The 15,145-nt window shown below is 63.6% G+C and carries 6 protein-coding genes; 4 read left to right on the top strand and 2 right to left on the bottom strand.

The features are described 5' to 3' along the window. The first annotated feature begins 68 nt into the window (after positions 1–68). From ACIQUG_RS30295 to ACIQUG_RS30285, 3 genes are all read left to right on the top strand, one after another. Positions 69–962, top strand: coding sequence for a LysR family transcriptional regulator (locus ACIQUG_RS30295; protein ID WP_043625779.1), 894 nt, complete (start codon positions 69–71; stop codon positions 960–962). A gap of 360 nt (positions 963–1,322) precedes the next feature. Then, positions 1,323–9,950: a cyclic beta-(1,2)-glucan synthase gene (gene ndvB / locus ACIQUG_RS30290; protein WP_402325936.1), complete on the top strand. Its 8,628-nt coding sequence runs from the start codon at positions 1,323–1,325 to the stop codon at positions 9,948–9,950. A 264-nt stretch (positions 9,951–10,214) separates the two neighbouring features. Beyond that, positions 10,215–11,369 carry an OpgC family protein gene (locus ACIQUG_RS30285; protein ID WP_402325935.1) on the top strand — a complete coding sequence of 385 codons (1,155 nt, stop codon included), beginning with the start codon at positions 10,215–10,217 and terminating at the stop codon, positions 11,367–11,369. A 29-nt stretch (positions 11,370–11,398) separates the two neighbouring features. On the opposite strand, the gene ACIQUG_RS30280 is transcribed toward ACIQUG_RS30285, so the two are convergent. Next, positions 11,399–12,031, bottom strand: coding sequence for a LysE family translocator (locus tag ACIQUG_RS30280; protein WP_402325934.1), 633 nt, complete (start codon positions 12,029–12,031; stop codon positions 11,399–11,401). A 154-nt stretch (positions 12,032–12,185) separates the two neighbouring features. Beyond that, positions 12,186–13,943 (bottom strand): glucan ABC transporter ATP-binding protein/ permease, encoded by a 1,758-nt coding sequence (locus tag ACIQUG_RS30275; protein ID WP_402325933.1) that lies wholly within the window; start codon positions 13,941–13,943, stop codon positions 12,186–12,188. A gap of 388 nt (positions 13,944–14,331) precedes the next feature. Between ACIQUG_RS30275 and ACIQUG_RS30270 the strand changes: the two genes are divergently transcribed. Continuing rightward, positions 14,332–15,072 carry an autoinducer binding domain-containing protein gene (locus tag ACIQUG_RS30270; protein WP_034802969.1) on the top strand — a complete coding sequence of 247 codons (741 nt, stop codon included), beginning with the start codon at positions 14,332–14,334 and terminating at the stop codon, positions 15,070–15,072. The last annotated feature ends 73 nt before the right edge of the window (positions 15,073–15,145 follow it).

Here is a 15,145-nt window from a genome sequence, read left to right as displayed (position 1 = left end):
TTCGGATCATATCCGATCGAACTGGCCATTGATCGCGTTGCTTCTGACTATGTTGATGCGAGGGCGGAATGAAGTTGAGCCGCAGACTGGTTCCCGACGTGACGACGCTGCAGGCGTTCGAGTGCGCGGCGCGGCACGGCAGCTTCACGCAGGCCGCCGCCGAGCTGAACCTTACCCAGAGCGCCGTCAGCCGCCAGATCAAGGATCTCGAAAACCAGCTCGGCGTGCTCCTGTTCGAACGCGTGCGCCAGCGGGTGATCCTGTCGGATGCCGGCCAGAAGTTTCTGCCGGAGGTGCGCCGTCTGCTCAACCAGACCGAGGAGCTGATGGTGCGGGCGATGGCGTCTGCCCGGGCGGATTCGACGCTCTCGATCGCGTCGCTGCCGACCTTCGGCAGCCGCTGGCTGGTGCCGCGCCTTCCCGATTTCCTAAAGCGCCATCCGGACACGGTGATCAACATCGCCTCGCGCTCGGCGCCGTTCGATTTCGAAGAGCAGAATTTCGATCTCGCCATTCATTATGGCCAGCCGGTCTGGGCACGCGCCACCTGCAGCTACCTCTGCAGCGAGATCATCGTGCCGGCCGCAAGCCCTGCCCTGCTCGCGGACCATCCGATCGCAACCCCGGAAGACCTGGTCGCCGGCCCGCTCCTGCATCTGGCCACCCGGCCCAAGCTCTGGGCGCAATGGTTCGAGGCCAACGACATGGACGGGCGAGGGGCCTATCGCGGCAACCGCTTCGACCAGTTCTCCATGGTGATCGAGGCGGCGACCGCCGGCCTCGGTTTTGCGCTTCTGCCGCGCTATCTGATCGAGCAGGAGATTGCCGCCGGCACGCTGCGGATCGTGCTCGACCGGCCGATGCAGACGGAAAACAGCTATTATCTCGCGGTGCCCGAGGGCAAGCTCGAAAACCCGATCAGCCTGGCGTTTCGCGAGTGGATTACCGAGCAGGTGGGCTGACCGATCGACGTTTTGTCGAAAATTCGTGGGAACCTTCCTCGCCCCCATCACGTTTCGCCTCGTCTGCCACCCGCATGAAGCTTGAAAGAGGGCGTTTGAGAGAGCTGTATCCTAGTGCCATTGGGGGCGCATCCAGCGGCCTGTTCCGGCCTGTTTCGTCTGTGCGCAAATCGACCAATCTTGTATGAGCAATCCTTGCAAGCTGTTGGCACCACGGCTAAAAAATGCCATTTTCATGCATCACGCGGCCTTGAAAACCAATGCGCCGCCGGCTTTGCGATCTCCGATGCCCAGTCGTGGGCGGTGCCTGTTACCGCCAGGTCCCGGTTTCCCGGGAAATGACGGTGGATGGGAGGACACATGACCGTGTCTAGCAACGCGCCGGCTCAGCCTGATTTCTCAGGTCCGCAGCCAACCCGGCACCCCGACGAGGGCCGGGCCGATCAACCCCGGTTGGATTCAGAACCCGTACCCATGCAGCTCCAAACTACGCCGCCCACCTCTCCGCGCGAACCGGAAGCGAAGCAGATCGACTACAACGATTCGATCCGCGCCACCTTCTTCTCGATGGAGGACCTCCGCCAATGCGGCGAGGATCTCGCGGCCAAGGGTGTCTCCTCGCTGCCGGGCTTCTTCCCGTTCGAGTTCCGTCCGCGGCATCGCGAGAACGAGAACGAGATCCTGCGCGTCTACCGGGCGACGGCCGCGGACGTCGAAGCCGGCGCAACGATCACGCCGGCCGCCGAATGGCTGCTCGACAACCATCACGTCGTCGAAGAGGCGATCCAGGAAGTGCGGCGCGATTTCCCGCGCCGGTTCTATCGCCAGCTCCCGACGCTTTCGGTTTCGGGGACGGTGATCCCGCGCACCATGGCGCTCGCCTGGCTCTATGCTGCCCATACCCACAGCACGGTGACGCGCGAAAGCATCACGGCGATGGTCGAGGGCTTCCAGAAGCACGAGACCTTCAAGATCGGTGAACTCTGGGCCTTGCCTTCGATCCTGCGCTTCGTGCTGATCGAGAACCTGCGCCGCATCGCCATCCGTGTCGAACGCTCGCGCGGCATGCGGCGCAAGGCGAACGACGTCGCCGACCAGATCATTCGCCTCAGCGATCCGGAAAAGTCGCGCACGCTGCTTGCGGAATCGGAGGCATTGGCGGCCGACAACACCTTCGTCGCGCAGCTGCTCTACCGCATGCGCGATGGGTCGCAGACCTCGGGCGCCGTCATCGGCTGGATCGAGGAACAGCTCGAAAAGCGCGGTAGCGACGTCGAAAGCGCGCTGGTCGCCGAGCAGAACCGCCTGTCGTCCGGCAACGCGACGATGAGCAACATCATCCGCAGCCTGCGCGAAATCGACGACACCGACTGGGCCGTGTGGTTCGAAAGCGTCAGCAAGATCGACGCGGCACTGCGTGAAGGTTCCGACTACGCGGCGCTCGATTTCGGCTCGCGCAACAAGTACCGCGACACAATCGAAAAGCTGGCGCGCCGCTCGGGGCACAGCGAATTCGAAGTGACGCAGATCGCCATCCAGATGGTGCGCGAGGCGGAAGTCGCGGCGGAGACGGAAGCGCCACTGCAACAGCCGAATGTCGGATCGTTCCTTGTCGGCAAGCAGCGCAAGCTTCTGGAAAAGAAGATCAGCTACCGGCCGTCGGTGCTGCAGAGCATCATTCGCCTCAGCCGCAAGCTCGACTGGTTTGCGATCGCCGGGCCGAACATCCTTCTGACCATCCTGGCGATGATCGCCGTCTATTCCTTCGTCAGCCCGATGGAGATTCCGAACGGCGCGAAGCTGATCATGCTGCTGCTCTTCGCCCTGCCGGCTTCGGAAGGTGCGATGGGCCTGTTCAACACGCTGGTGACGCTGTTCGTCAAACCGTCGCGGCTGGTCGGCTACGAGTTCCTCGACGGGATCCCTCAGGACGCCCGCACGCTTGTTGCGGTGCCGTGCCTGATTTCCAAGCGCGATCACGTCGACGAACTGGTGCGCAATCTCGAGGTCCATTACCTCGCCAACCCGCGCGGCGAAATCTACTTTGCGCTGGTCAGTGACTGGGCCGACAGCAAGGACGAGGAATCGAGCACCGACGCCGACGTGCTCGACTATGCCAAGCGCGAGATCGCCCAGCTTTCGGCGCGTTATGCCTATGACGGCAAGACCCGCTTCTACCTGCTGCATCGCCGCCGCCTGTATAACGAGCAGGAAGGCGTGTGGATGGGCTGGGAGCGCAAGCGCGGCAAGCTGCATGAGCTGAACATGCTCCTGCGCGGTGACCGCGACACCTCGTTCCTGCAGGGCGCCAACACGGTGCCGGACAACGTGCAATACGTCATGACGCTCGATTCCGACACGCGCCTGATGCGCGATGCGGTGACGAAGCTCGTCGGCAAGATGTACCATCCAATCAACCGCCCGGTGGTCGACCCGAAGACCCAGGACGTGATCGCCGGCTACAGCCTGCTGCAGCCGCGCGTGACGCCGTCGCTGACGACGGGCAGCGAAGCCTCTGCCTTCCAGCGCATCTTCTCTTCCAATCGCGGCATCGACCCCTATGTCTTCACCGTATCCGACGTCTACCAGGACATCGCCGGCGAAGGCAGCTTCACCGGCAAGGGCCTCTACCATGTCGACGCCTTCGAGGCGGCGCTGAAGGGACGTATTCAGGAAAACGCGGTTCTCAGCCACGATCTGCTCGAAGGGTCCTATGTGCGCTGCGCGCTTGTCACCGACGTCGAGCTCGTCGAGGACTTCCCGACCCGCTACGAGGTCGAGATGTCGCGCCAGCATCGCTGGGCGCGCGGCGACTGGCAGCTGCTGCCCTACATCTTCAATTTCTCGAACGGGCTGTCGATGCTCGGTCGCTGGAAGATGTACGACAACCTGCGCCGATCGCTGATCCCGCTTGCCTGGCTCGTCGCCTCGGTGATGGGCTGGTACTACATGGAGCCGACCGAAGCGCTGATCTGGCAGATCGTGCTGATCTTCAGCCTGTTCGTGGCCCCCACCCTGTCGCTGATCAACGGCCTCCTGCCGCGCCGCAACGACATCGTCGCACGCGCGCACCTGCATGCGGTCCTGACCGAAGTCCGTGCCGCCAACGCGCAGGTTGCTCTTCGCATCGTCTTCATCGCCCACAATGCGGCGATGATGGGCGACGCCATCGTGCGTTCGCTCTACCGCACCTTCGTCAGCGGCAAGCTGATGCTGGAATGGCGCACGGCGGCCCAGGTGCAGAGTGCCGGCCACGGCACCATCGGCGATTATTATCGCGCCATGTGGATCGCGCCGGCGCTGTCGGCGATCTCGCTGGCACTCGCGGCGATTTCCGACACCGGCCTGCCCTTCATCGGCATTCCCTTCGCGCTGCTCTGGGCGCTGTCGCCCGCCGTTGCCTGGTTCGTCAGCCAGTCGGCTGAAACCGAGGACCAGCTCGTCGTTTCCGACGAGGCGATCGACGAGATGCGCCTGATCGCGCGCCGCACCTGGCGCTACTTCGAGACCTTCGTCACCGCCGAGCAGCATTTCCTGCCGCCGGATAACTTCCAGGAAACGCCGCAGCCGGTTCTCGCCGAGCGGACGTCGCCGACCAATATCGGCGTCTACCTGCTTTCGGTCATGTCGGCGCGCGATTTCGGCTGGATCGGCTTCGAGGAGACGATCAACCGCCTGGAGCAGACGATCGCCACCATCGACCGGATGCCGAAATATCGCGGCCATCTGTTCAACTGGTACCGGACGAACACGCTCGAAACCATGGAGCCGCGCTACATTTCGTCGGTCGACAGCGGCAATCTGGCCGGTCACCTGATCGCCGTGTCGTCAATGTGTCGCGACTGGGCGGAAGCGCCGTCGGCGCATGTCCAGGGCAGCCTGATCGGTATCGGCGACGTCGCTGCGATCCTTCAGGAAGTGCTGCGCGACCTGCCGGACGACCGCAAGACGGTGCGTCCGTTGCGCCGCCTGATCGAGGAGCGCATCGTCGGCTTCCAGAATGCGCTCGCCGCGATCATGCGCGAACACGAGTTCGCCTCGATCCGGGTGATCAACCTGGCCGTTCTGGCGCGCGACATGCACAAGCTCACGGTCAATCTCGACCACGAGGTGCGCACACCGCAAAGCAGCGAAGTGACGAAGTGGGCCAACTCGCTCGTCACCACCTGCGAAGCGCATATCGCCGATGGCGTCTTCGACCTCGGCGCAATCGAATCGCTGCGCCAGCGCCTGCTGGTGCTGAAGGACCGGGCACGCGACATCGCCTTCTCGATGGATTTCGGCTTCCTCTTCCGTCCGGAGCGGCGCCTGCTGTCGATCGGCTTCCGCGTCAACGCCAACGAGCTCGACGAGGCCTGCTACGACCTTCTGGCGTCGGAAGCGCGTCTCACCAGCCTGTTTGCCATCGCCAAGGGCGATCTGCCGACCGAACACTGGTACAAGCTCGGCCGACCGATCGTGCCGATCGGCGCGCGCGGCGCGCTGATCTCCTGGTCCGGCTCGATGTTCGAATATCTGATGCCGCCTCTGGTCATGCAGGAGCGTCAGGGCGGTATCCTCAACCAGACCAACAATCTGGTCGTGAAGGAGCAGATCAACCACGGCCGTCGCCTCGGTACGCCGTGGGGCATCTCGGAAGCGGCGTTTAACGCGCGCGACCACGAACTCACCTACCAGTACACCAACTTCGGTGTGCCGACGCTTGGCCTCAAGCGTGGTCTCGGCCAGAACGCGGTCATCGCGCCCTACGCCTCGATCCTCGCCTGCATGTACGATCCGAAGTCGGCGCTCGCCAACCTCGGGCGTCTTCGCGAGGTCGGTGCGCTCGGCGCCTACGGCTACCACGACGCCGTCGACTTCACGCCGACGCGCGTGCCCGAGGGCCAGAAGTGCGCGGTCGTTCGCAACTACTATGCGCACCACCATGGCATGTCGATCGCGGCTGTCGCCAACGTCGTCTTCAATGGCCGCCTGCGCGAGTGGTTCCACGCCGATCCGGTGATCGAGGCTGCCGAACTGCTGCTGCAGGAAAAGGCGCCGCGCGACATTCCGATCATGAATGCCAAGCGCGAGCCGGAATCTGTCGGCAAGGGCCAGGACGATCTCCTGCGCCCTGAGGTCCGCATCATCGAGAACCCGCTTTCGCAGGACCGCGAGACCGTGTTTCTCTCCAACGGCCACTACTCGGTGATGCTGACGGCCAACGGCGCGGGTTATGCGCGCTGGAACGGCCAGTCCGTCACCCGCTGGAAGCCGGATCCGGTCGAGGACCGTACCGGCACCTTCATCTTCCTGCGCGATACGACGACCGGCGACTGGTGGTCGGCGACCGCGGAGCCGCGGCGTGCGGCCGGTGAGAAGATGCTGACCCGCTTCGGCGACGACAAGGCGGAATTCGTCAAGACCGTCGGCGACCTCACCAGCGAGGTCGAGTGCATCGTCGCCACCGAGCACGATGCCGAAGGCCGTCGTGTCATGCTGCTCAACACCGGCACCCAGGACCGCTTCATCGAAGTGACCTCCTATGCCGAGCCGGTGCTTTCGACCGACGAGGCCGACAGCGCCCACCCGGCGTTTTCGAAGATGTTCCTGCGCACGGAAATCAGCCGCCGCGGCGACGTCATTCGCGTCAGCCGCAACAAGCGCAGCTCCAGCGATCCGGACATGGAAGTGGCGCATCTCGTCACCGACAATGCCGGCAGCGACCGCCACACGGAAGCCGAGACCGACCGTCGCCGCTTCATCGGCCCGGGCCGCACCCTTGCCGAAGCCGCAGCCTTCGATACGGATGCGGCGCTTTCGGGCACGGACGGATTCACGCTCGATCCGATCATGTCGCTACGCCGGGTCGTGCGCGTACCCGCCGGCAAGAAGGTTAGCGTCGTCTTCTGGACGATCGCTGCCCCAAGCCGCGAGGAGGTCGATCGCGCGATCGATCGCTACCGCCATCCGGAGACCTTCAACCAGGAGCTCATCCACGCCTGGACCCGTAGCCAGGTGCAGATGCGCCATGTCGGCGTGACCTCGCAGGAAGCGGCAAGCTTCCAGATGCTCGGCCGCTACCTCGTCTATCCGGACATGCATCTGCGTGCCGATTCGGCGACGGTTCAGGCCGGCCTCGATTCCCAGTCGAAGCTCTGGCCGCTGGCGATTTCGGGCGACTACCCGATCTTCTGCCTGCGCATCAACGACGACGGCGATCTCGGCATCGCCCGTGAGGCGCTGCGCGCCCAGGAATACCTGCGCGCACGCGGCATCACCGCCGATCTCGTCATCATCAACGAGCGCGCCTCGTCCTATGCCCAGGACATGCAGCACGCGCTCGATTCCATGTGCGAGAACCTGAGGCTTCGCGGCCTCTCGGACGGTCCGCGCCAGCACATCTTCTCGGTGCGCCGCGACCTGATGGAAGCCGAGACGTGGTCGACGCTGCTGTCGGCCTCGCGCGCCGTCTTCCATGCCCGCAACGGCACGATCTCCGATCAGATCGCCCGCGCCAACTCGCTCTATTCGCCGGCGCCGGTAAAGGGCGCCGAAAAGAGCAGCGAGTTCGTCGGCCCGCTCCTGGCGGCGCCGCAGGAAGCGGCAGACGTCGCACCGGCGGAGATCAAGGGCGACGATCTCTCCTTCTGGAACGGCTTCGGCGGCTTTGCCGAAGGCGGACGCGAATACGTCGTGCGCCTGCGCGGCGGCGAAGCGACGCCGCAGCCCTGGATCAATGTCATCTCCAACGAGCAATTCGGCTTCCATGTTTCGGCCGAAGGCGCTGCCTTCTCCTGGAGCCGCAACTCGCGCGACTACCAGCTGACCCCGTGGACCAACGACACCGTCATCAACCGTCCGGGCGAAGCGATCTTCATCCGCGATATGGCGAGCGGCTCGGTGTCGACGCCCTATGCGGCGCTGTCGCGTCGTCGTTCGGTCGTCTTCGAGACGGTTCACGGGCTCGGCTACTCGCGCTTCCGCAGCAGCCAGGACGATCTCGACATCGAGGCGACCCACACGGTTCATCGCAGCCTGCCGGCCAAGCTCGTTCGTCTCACGGTGCGCAACCGTGCGGCGACGGCGCGGCAGCTGCGGCTTTACGGCTACGCCGAATGGGTACTCGGCAACAACCGCGCGCGCTCGGCGCCTTTCATTCTCTCGAAGTGGGATGAAGAGACGTCGGCCCTGGTGGCGACCAACCCCTACAGCATCGACTTCGGCGGGCGTTCCGCCTTCTTCACCGTCGATGGTGGCGAGGCGGCCGGCTACACCTCTAGCCGACGGGAATTCCTCGGCGCGCTCGGGGGCATCCTCGTGCCGCAGGCCGTGCTTTCAGGGGCGGATCTCTCGGGCTCCGTCGATGTTGACGGCGATCCTTGCGCGGTCGTCGCCACCGATCTGACGATCGAGCCCGGCGCCGAGCGGCAGGTCACCTTCATTCTCGGCGATGCCGACAATGAGGAGCTGCTTCGCGCCGTCGTCGGCGAACTGCGTCAAACCGCCTTCGATACGGTGCTTGATGCGGCAAAGTCGTTCTGGCGCGATTTCACCGACATCGTGAAGGTGGAAACGCCGGATCCGGCCTTCGACGCCATGATCAACAACTGGCTGCCCTATCAGAGCCTCGGGTGCCGCATCATGGCGCGCTCGGCCTTCTACCAGGCGAGCGGAGCCTTCGGCTTCCGTGACCAGCTGCAGGACACGCTGGCGTTCCTGATCCATCGGCCGGAGCTTGCCCGGGCGCAGATCCTCAACGCCGCGGCGCGCCAGTTCGTCGAAGGCGACGTACAGCACTGGTGGCTGCCGGGAACCGGCGCGGGTGTGCGCACGATGATCTCCGATGACGTCGTCTGGCTCGCCCATGCCGTCACCCACTATTGCACGGTGACCGGCACCTCCGACATCCTGGCGGAACGGCTCGCCTTCATCACCGGCCCGGCGCTGGAAGAGGGACAGCACGACGCCTTCTACAAGCCGGAGATCTCCGAAGAGATTGGCGACGTTTACGAGCATTGCGCCCGTGCCCTCGATCTTGCGATCAAGCGGACCGGCGAAAACGGCCTGCCGCTGTTCCTCGGCGGCGATTGGAACGACGGCATGAACCGGGTCGGCCAGGCCGGCAAGGGCACAAGCACCTGGCTCGGCTGGTTCCTCGCAGGCACGCTGCGCGGCTTCCTGCCCTATGCGCGCGAGCGCAAGGACGAGGCCCGCATCACCCGTTGGGAAGCCCATCTCGAAGCGCTCAAGACGGCGCTCAACGCGGCGGGCTGGGACGGCGACTACTATCGCCGTGGCTACTACGACGACGGCACGCCGCTCGGCACCAGCGAAGCGCTCGAATGCCGGATCGATTCCATCGGCCAGTCCTGGAGCGTGCTCTCGGGCGAAGGCGACGAGCAGCGCTCGCTGAAGGCGATGGATGCGGTCATGGCCGAACTCGTCGATCCGGACCAGCACATCGTGCGGCTGTTCACGCCGCCGCTCGAGCGCACGGCGCAGGATCCGGGCTACATCAAGGCCTATCCGCCCGGCGTGCGCGAAAACGGTGGGCAGTATACCCATGCGGCCACCTGGGTGGCGCTCGCCTTTGCCGAACAGGGCAGGGCGGAAGAGGCCTGGCGCGTGTTCAACATGCTGAATCCGGTTTCCCATGCGGGAAGCCGCGAAGCGGCGGAACACTACCGCGTCGAGCCCTATGTGGTTGCCGCCGATATCTATGGCGAGGGCGACCTTGCGGGACGCGGCGGCTGGACCTGGTACACCGGTTCGGCCGGCTGGCTCTACCGCGTCGGTGTCGAAGGCATCCTCGGCATTCGCAGGCAGGGTGACAGGCTGGTTATCCGGCCGGTGCTGCCGGCGGCCTGGAATGGCTACTCGGCCGAAGTGACGCTCAATGGTGCGCGGCACAAGATTTCGGTTGAGCGCGACAAGAAAAGTGGCGAGCCGATCGTCAGCGTCAACAATAGTGTCACAAAAAACGCGCATGAAGGCATTTTGCTGTAACGGCCGGCATTGAAGACAGGATGAAACCGGCTTTGTTCCCGCAAGGGCAAAGCCGGTTTTTTCTTTGCGGAGATGCGGGGCGGCACGACCTCGACGGCTGGGCGTCGTGCTCTAAATCTCGTGAGCGGGGTGTGGGCGGGAAACCGCAAGCACGTTGACATCCCGCTCTCCTTCATGGTGCCGAGCATCGCGCGAAAGGCGGGACGTCGGTGCCCGTTTCAACAGGGATGGGGCAGGGGCGCCAAATCCTGGAAAACGGACCGCATGCTGCAAAAGACTTTTCCGGGTGGCGTCGAGCCGATGTCCGCCCGATTGGTTCCGAAGGAGCGCGACACACGCCTTGATGTATTCAGGGCGCTGTGTCTCCTGACGATCTTCGTCAATCACGTTCCCGGACAATATCTCGAATACCTGACGCACAAGAACTTCGGCTTCTCCGATTCCGCCGAAGCCTTCGTCCTGATCTCCGGCCTCTCGGTCGGGATCGCCTATGGCGGCAAGTTCGTCTCCGGCGCACGGCTGGCCATGACGCTGAAAATCTGGCGCCGGGCCCTGGCGCTCTACATCGCCCACATCATGACCAGCATCGTGACGCTGGCGATCTTTGCCGGCGGCGCACTCTATTTCGGGCGGCAGGACCTGATCGGCGAGATCAACATCCGCCCGATGGTGGAGCAGACGGAGCAGGGCATCGTCGCGATGGTGCTCTTGGGCCATCAGCTCGGCTACAACAACATCCTGTCGATGTATGCGGCGCTGTTCCTGATGCTGCCGGGCATCCTCTGGCTGAACGGCGTCAGCAAGAAACTGCTGCTTCTGCTCTCGGCCGCCCTCTGGCTTGCTGCGGGCATCTTCAAGTTCGTGCCGTCGAACTTCCTCGACGAGGGCTACTGGTTTCTCAATCCCTGGTCCTGGCAGTTCCTGTTCGTCATCGGCGTCGTCATGATGACCTATGCGCGCAACGGCGGATCGCTGCCGCGCTGGCCCTGGCTGATCGCGCTTTCCGGGCTCTATCTCGCGGTTTCCGCCGTCTGGGTGCTCTTCTCGTTCTGGAGCATCGATTTTTCCTTCGGTCTTCCGGCCGTTCTGACGGGCTTCGATAAGACCTTTCTGTCCACGCCGCGACTGCTGCATGTGCTGGCGCTCGGCTACCTCATCGCGGTGACGCCGCGGATCAGCAACCTTGCCAAACTCGACCGCGATCATCCGCTGGCGGTGGTCGGCCGGCATTCCCTGCCGATCTTCATTTTTGGCACGATCCTGGCGATGTCCGGCCAGGTGCTGCTGTTCGTGACGGGGAAAAACCCTGTTGTCGGCAGCCTCTTCGTCGTCGCCGGCATCGGGCTGCACTTCGTCTATGCCTATTATCTCGAATGGCTGCGCGGCATCGCCATGGCTAAGCCGCTAAGGGCGGCGTGAGAAACGCCGCCCGTCACAGGGCTTCAGTGTCAGGTTCGAGAACCCAGGGCCAGGCGGCAGGCGAGGGCGGTGAATACGCCGGCGAGAAGGTATTGCGGCAGTTTCGGGAAACGCCGGAAGCCGGACAGCCTTGCCCGCAGATGGCTGCCGACGAGGATGACCGAACCGTTCACGAGCAGGCCTATCCCGTTCAGGACGGTCGCAAGCAGCAGCATCTGCAGGACCATCGACCCGCCGTTCGGATCCACGAATTGCGGAAACAGGGCCAGCACGAACAGCGCCATCTTCGGGTTGAGCAGGTTCGTCATCAGCCCCTCGCCGAAAACCCGGCGGGCCGAAAGCCGCTTGAGGATTGCAATCGGGGAGGCGCCCAATGGATCCGAGCGGATGGTTTTCCAGGCGAGATAGAGCAGATAGGCGCAGCCGGCCCAGCGGACGATCTCATAGGCGATCGGAACGGTGACGAAGAGCTGCGACAGACCGAGTGCGGCGGCGAGCGCGTGGCAATAGGTGCCGAGCACGATGCCGGCCAGGGTGAGAAACCCGACGGCACGTCCCTGGCTGAGGCTGCGAGAGGCAATCAGCAGCATGTCGGGCCCGGGCGTGGCGGTGAGCACGAGGCTTGCTGCGGCGAAAACTGCGATCGTGGAAATGTCCGGCATTGGTGGTTCCCTTGGAATTGAAGCCGGAATTCCGGAATACCAGCATTCCTCAGAATGGCAAGTCTGCTCTGTGCGAGTGACGGCGAAACGAAAAAAAACCACCCGCAGTTGGCTGCGGGTGGCTTGAAGCTTGTTCTCTTGCTTGGAGAGTGTCTTAGGCTGCCGTGTGGCTCATGCGGACATCGTCGTCCGTCAGGATGCCGCTGGCGCGGAGCAGGGCTGCAAAGCGGCCGTTGCTCTGGCTGAGCTCGTTGAAGCCGCCCATCTCGACGATCCGACCCTGATCCATGAAGATCACCAGGTCCGCCTCGCGCACCGTCGACAGGCGGTGGGCGATGATGAAGGTGGTGCGGTTCTTGCGCAGCGCGTCGATCGCATCCTTCACGCGGTTTTCGGTTTCGACGTCGAGCGCGCTGGTCGCCTCGTCGAGCACCAGGATCGGCGCGTTCTTCAGGATGGCGCGGGCGATGGCTACGCGCTGGCGTTCCCCGCCCGAAAGGCGGTTGCCGCGCTCGCCGACCACCGTGTCGTAACCGGTCGTGCGGCCCTCGATGAAGTCGCAGGCGGCAGCCGCTTCCGCGGCAGCCATGATTTCTTCGATCGTCGCATCGTCACGGCCGAGGCGGATGTTTTCCGAGATCGAGCGGTTCATCAGGCCCGCATCCTGGAAGACGGTGGCGATCGAACGGCGCAGCGACTTGCGCGTCACCTTCGAGATGTCGTTGCCGTCGATCAGGATCTGACCGTCACGCGGATCGTGGACGCGCTGAAGCAAGTTGACGAGCGTCGTCTTGCCGGCGCCGGTCGGGCCGACGATGGCGATCGTCTGGCCGGCCTTGGCCGTGAACGAGACGTTGTGCACGCCCTGGTTCGTGTTCGCAAAGTCGAAAGAGACGTTGCGGAACTCGACCTCGCCGACAACCGCCGGCAGTTCGGTCGCACCGGCCGGCTCGTCGCGTTCGCGCACGGCATCTTCGAGGGTGAAGAAGTCCTCAAGCTTGGCACGGGCCTCGAAGATCTGCGTGACGAAGGCCTTCATCTGGTCGAGACGGCCGATCAGCAGGTTGGCAAAGCCGATGAAGGCGATGACTTCGCCGACGCCGAGTTCGCCGCGCTGCACCAGCACGGTACCGATGACGAGGATCGCCATCATCGAGATGGTCGAAGCGACGCGGTTCAGCCCGCTTGCCAGCGCCCACCAGTCGAGAACCGGGAACTGGGCGGAGATCAGCCGCTCGGTGAACTTCTTCAGCTCGCGGGTTTCAGCCTCGATGCGGTTGTAGCTGTGCACGACCGAAACGTTGCTGATCGCGTCGGAAACGTGGGAGAAAACCGTGTGGTAGTGGTTCTCGACCGAAGCCTGGCCTTCCTTGGTGCGGCTCATCACCACCTTGCTGATCACCACATAAAGCGCGCCGAGAACGACGAGCACGAGCGACAGGCGTACGTCCATGGCAAAGGCGGTCGGAACGAGCAGAATGAGGGCGACGGCGGTCGCCAGGTGCTGGCGCATGAATTCGAGCCAGAGACCGAAGAGGGTTTCGCAGGCGCGAAGCAGCGTGTGCAGCGCGTTGGAGGTGCCGCGCTGGCTATGCCAGGCGAGCGGCATGGAAACGATGCGGCCGAAGGCTTCCGTCAAAAGCGTGGCGCGGCGGCCATGGGCCAGCCGGTCGGCCTCGCGGGCGACGAGCACGAAGGCGACGGTGTTGAAGACGCCGAGGCCCGCCCACATCAGCAGCATCGGCGTAACTTCGCCCTTCGACGAGATGGCGTCGATGATGCGTCCGAACAGGATCGGTTCGGCAATGGTGATGGCTGCCAGAACGACGTTGGCGAGAACGATCGCTGAGACGCGAAACTTGTGAACCGCAAGATACTGGAGCGCTCTTGCATACACCTGGAACAATGACACTGTCTCACCCCTTCCGGGTACCGGATTTGACGCGCCGCAGACCTTCTGCGGCGGATGCACCCGCGTCCTCGAGGTTCCCCATGGTGGGCATTGAAGCTTCGCACCGTTAGAACGCTCGGGGCCGCGCTGAGACGGTCTTTGGCGGCAATGGGAAGCCGTAGCCGGACGCAGGACAGCTATTCCTTTTCCCGTTTCGCTCGTCTGCGAGCTTGGCGAGAATATTCATAGTCTGCTATCTGTCGTGCCAACTCCGATTTCTTGCATATTTCGCATAAGACCGGGCGTGGTATGACGGATTATCGCGGGTGCAACATGAATGGTCGCTGAACGGTGCCTTTATGTCCGGATTCGGAATTGCGACCATATGCATCGACCTGGAAGGTGATCCATGAACATTACGCTGCTCGTACAGTTTCTCGCGCTTCTGGAGGAGATGAAGACTCGCGAGGAAATCATCCCGGAATTCGAGCGTCTGCTCGATCGCTGCGGCTTCGACTTCTACGGCGTCGTGCGTCAGCCCAAGCCGCATGACAACCCGCTGAGGCTGCTGCTTGCCGGTCGCTGGCCCGAGGGCTGGCCGCAGATCTACATCCGCAAGAAGTTCGTGGTGATTGACCCGACCATCCGCTATCTCGGCCATGCCCAGCGCGGTTTCCGCTGGCGCGATACGCTCTTTGCCTTCCGCTCCGATCCGCATCGCAAGCGCATGGAAAGCATGATGATCGAGGCCCGCAACCACGGTCTCTACGACGGCTATATCTTTCCGGTGCACGGCCGGCGCGGCCTGCTCGGCAACCTGACGGTCGGCGGGCGTGTCGTCGACCTGAGCCCGGTCGAGATCAGCCTGTTCGACTCGATCGCCAAGCGGCTGTTCTGGAAGCTCCTGGACCTGACCGACCCGGAGGTTTCGGCCGAGCTCGGTTCGCGCGTCGAGGTGCAAATGACGCGGCGCGAAATGGAAGCGCTCAACTATCTGGCCGACGGCCTGACCTCCAACGACATCGGCAAGGTGCTCGATATTTCGAGCCACACGGTCGATTGGTACATGAACGGAATCCAGGAAAAGCTGAAGGCCAAGAACCGCCACCACGTCGTGGCGATCGCCTTCCGTCTCGGCCTGATTTCCTAAAGTCGAAAGGCATTCGGTTTCCTGTCGCATCTGAAATTGCGCTCTGCCCGGTGACTCGCTAATACTTTATTTC

It is taken from the genome of Ensifer sp. NPDC090286 (genome assembly GCF_044769565.1).
In the GTDB taxonomy this organism is placed as follows: domain Bacteria; phylum Pseudomonadota; class Alphaproteobacteria; order Rhizobiales; family Rhizobiaceae; genus Ensifer.
The sequence above is the reverse complement of the archived record's forward strand: the minus strand, read 5'-3'. Positions and strand labels throughout refer to the sequence as shown.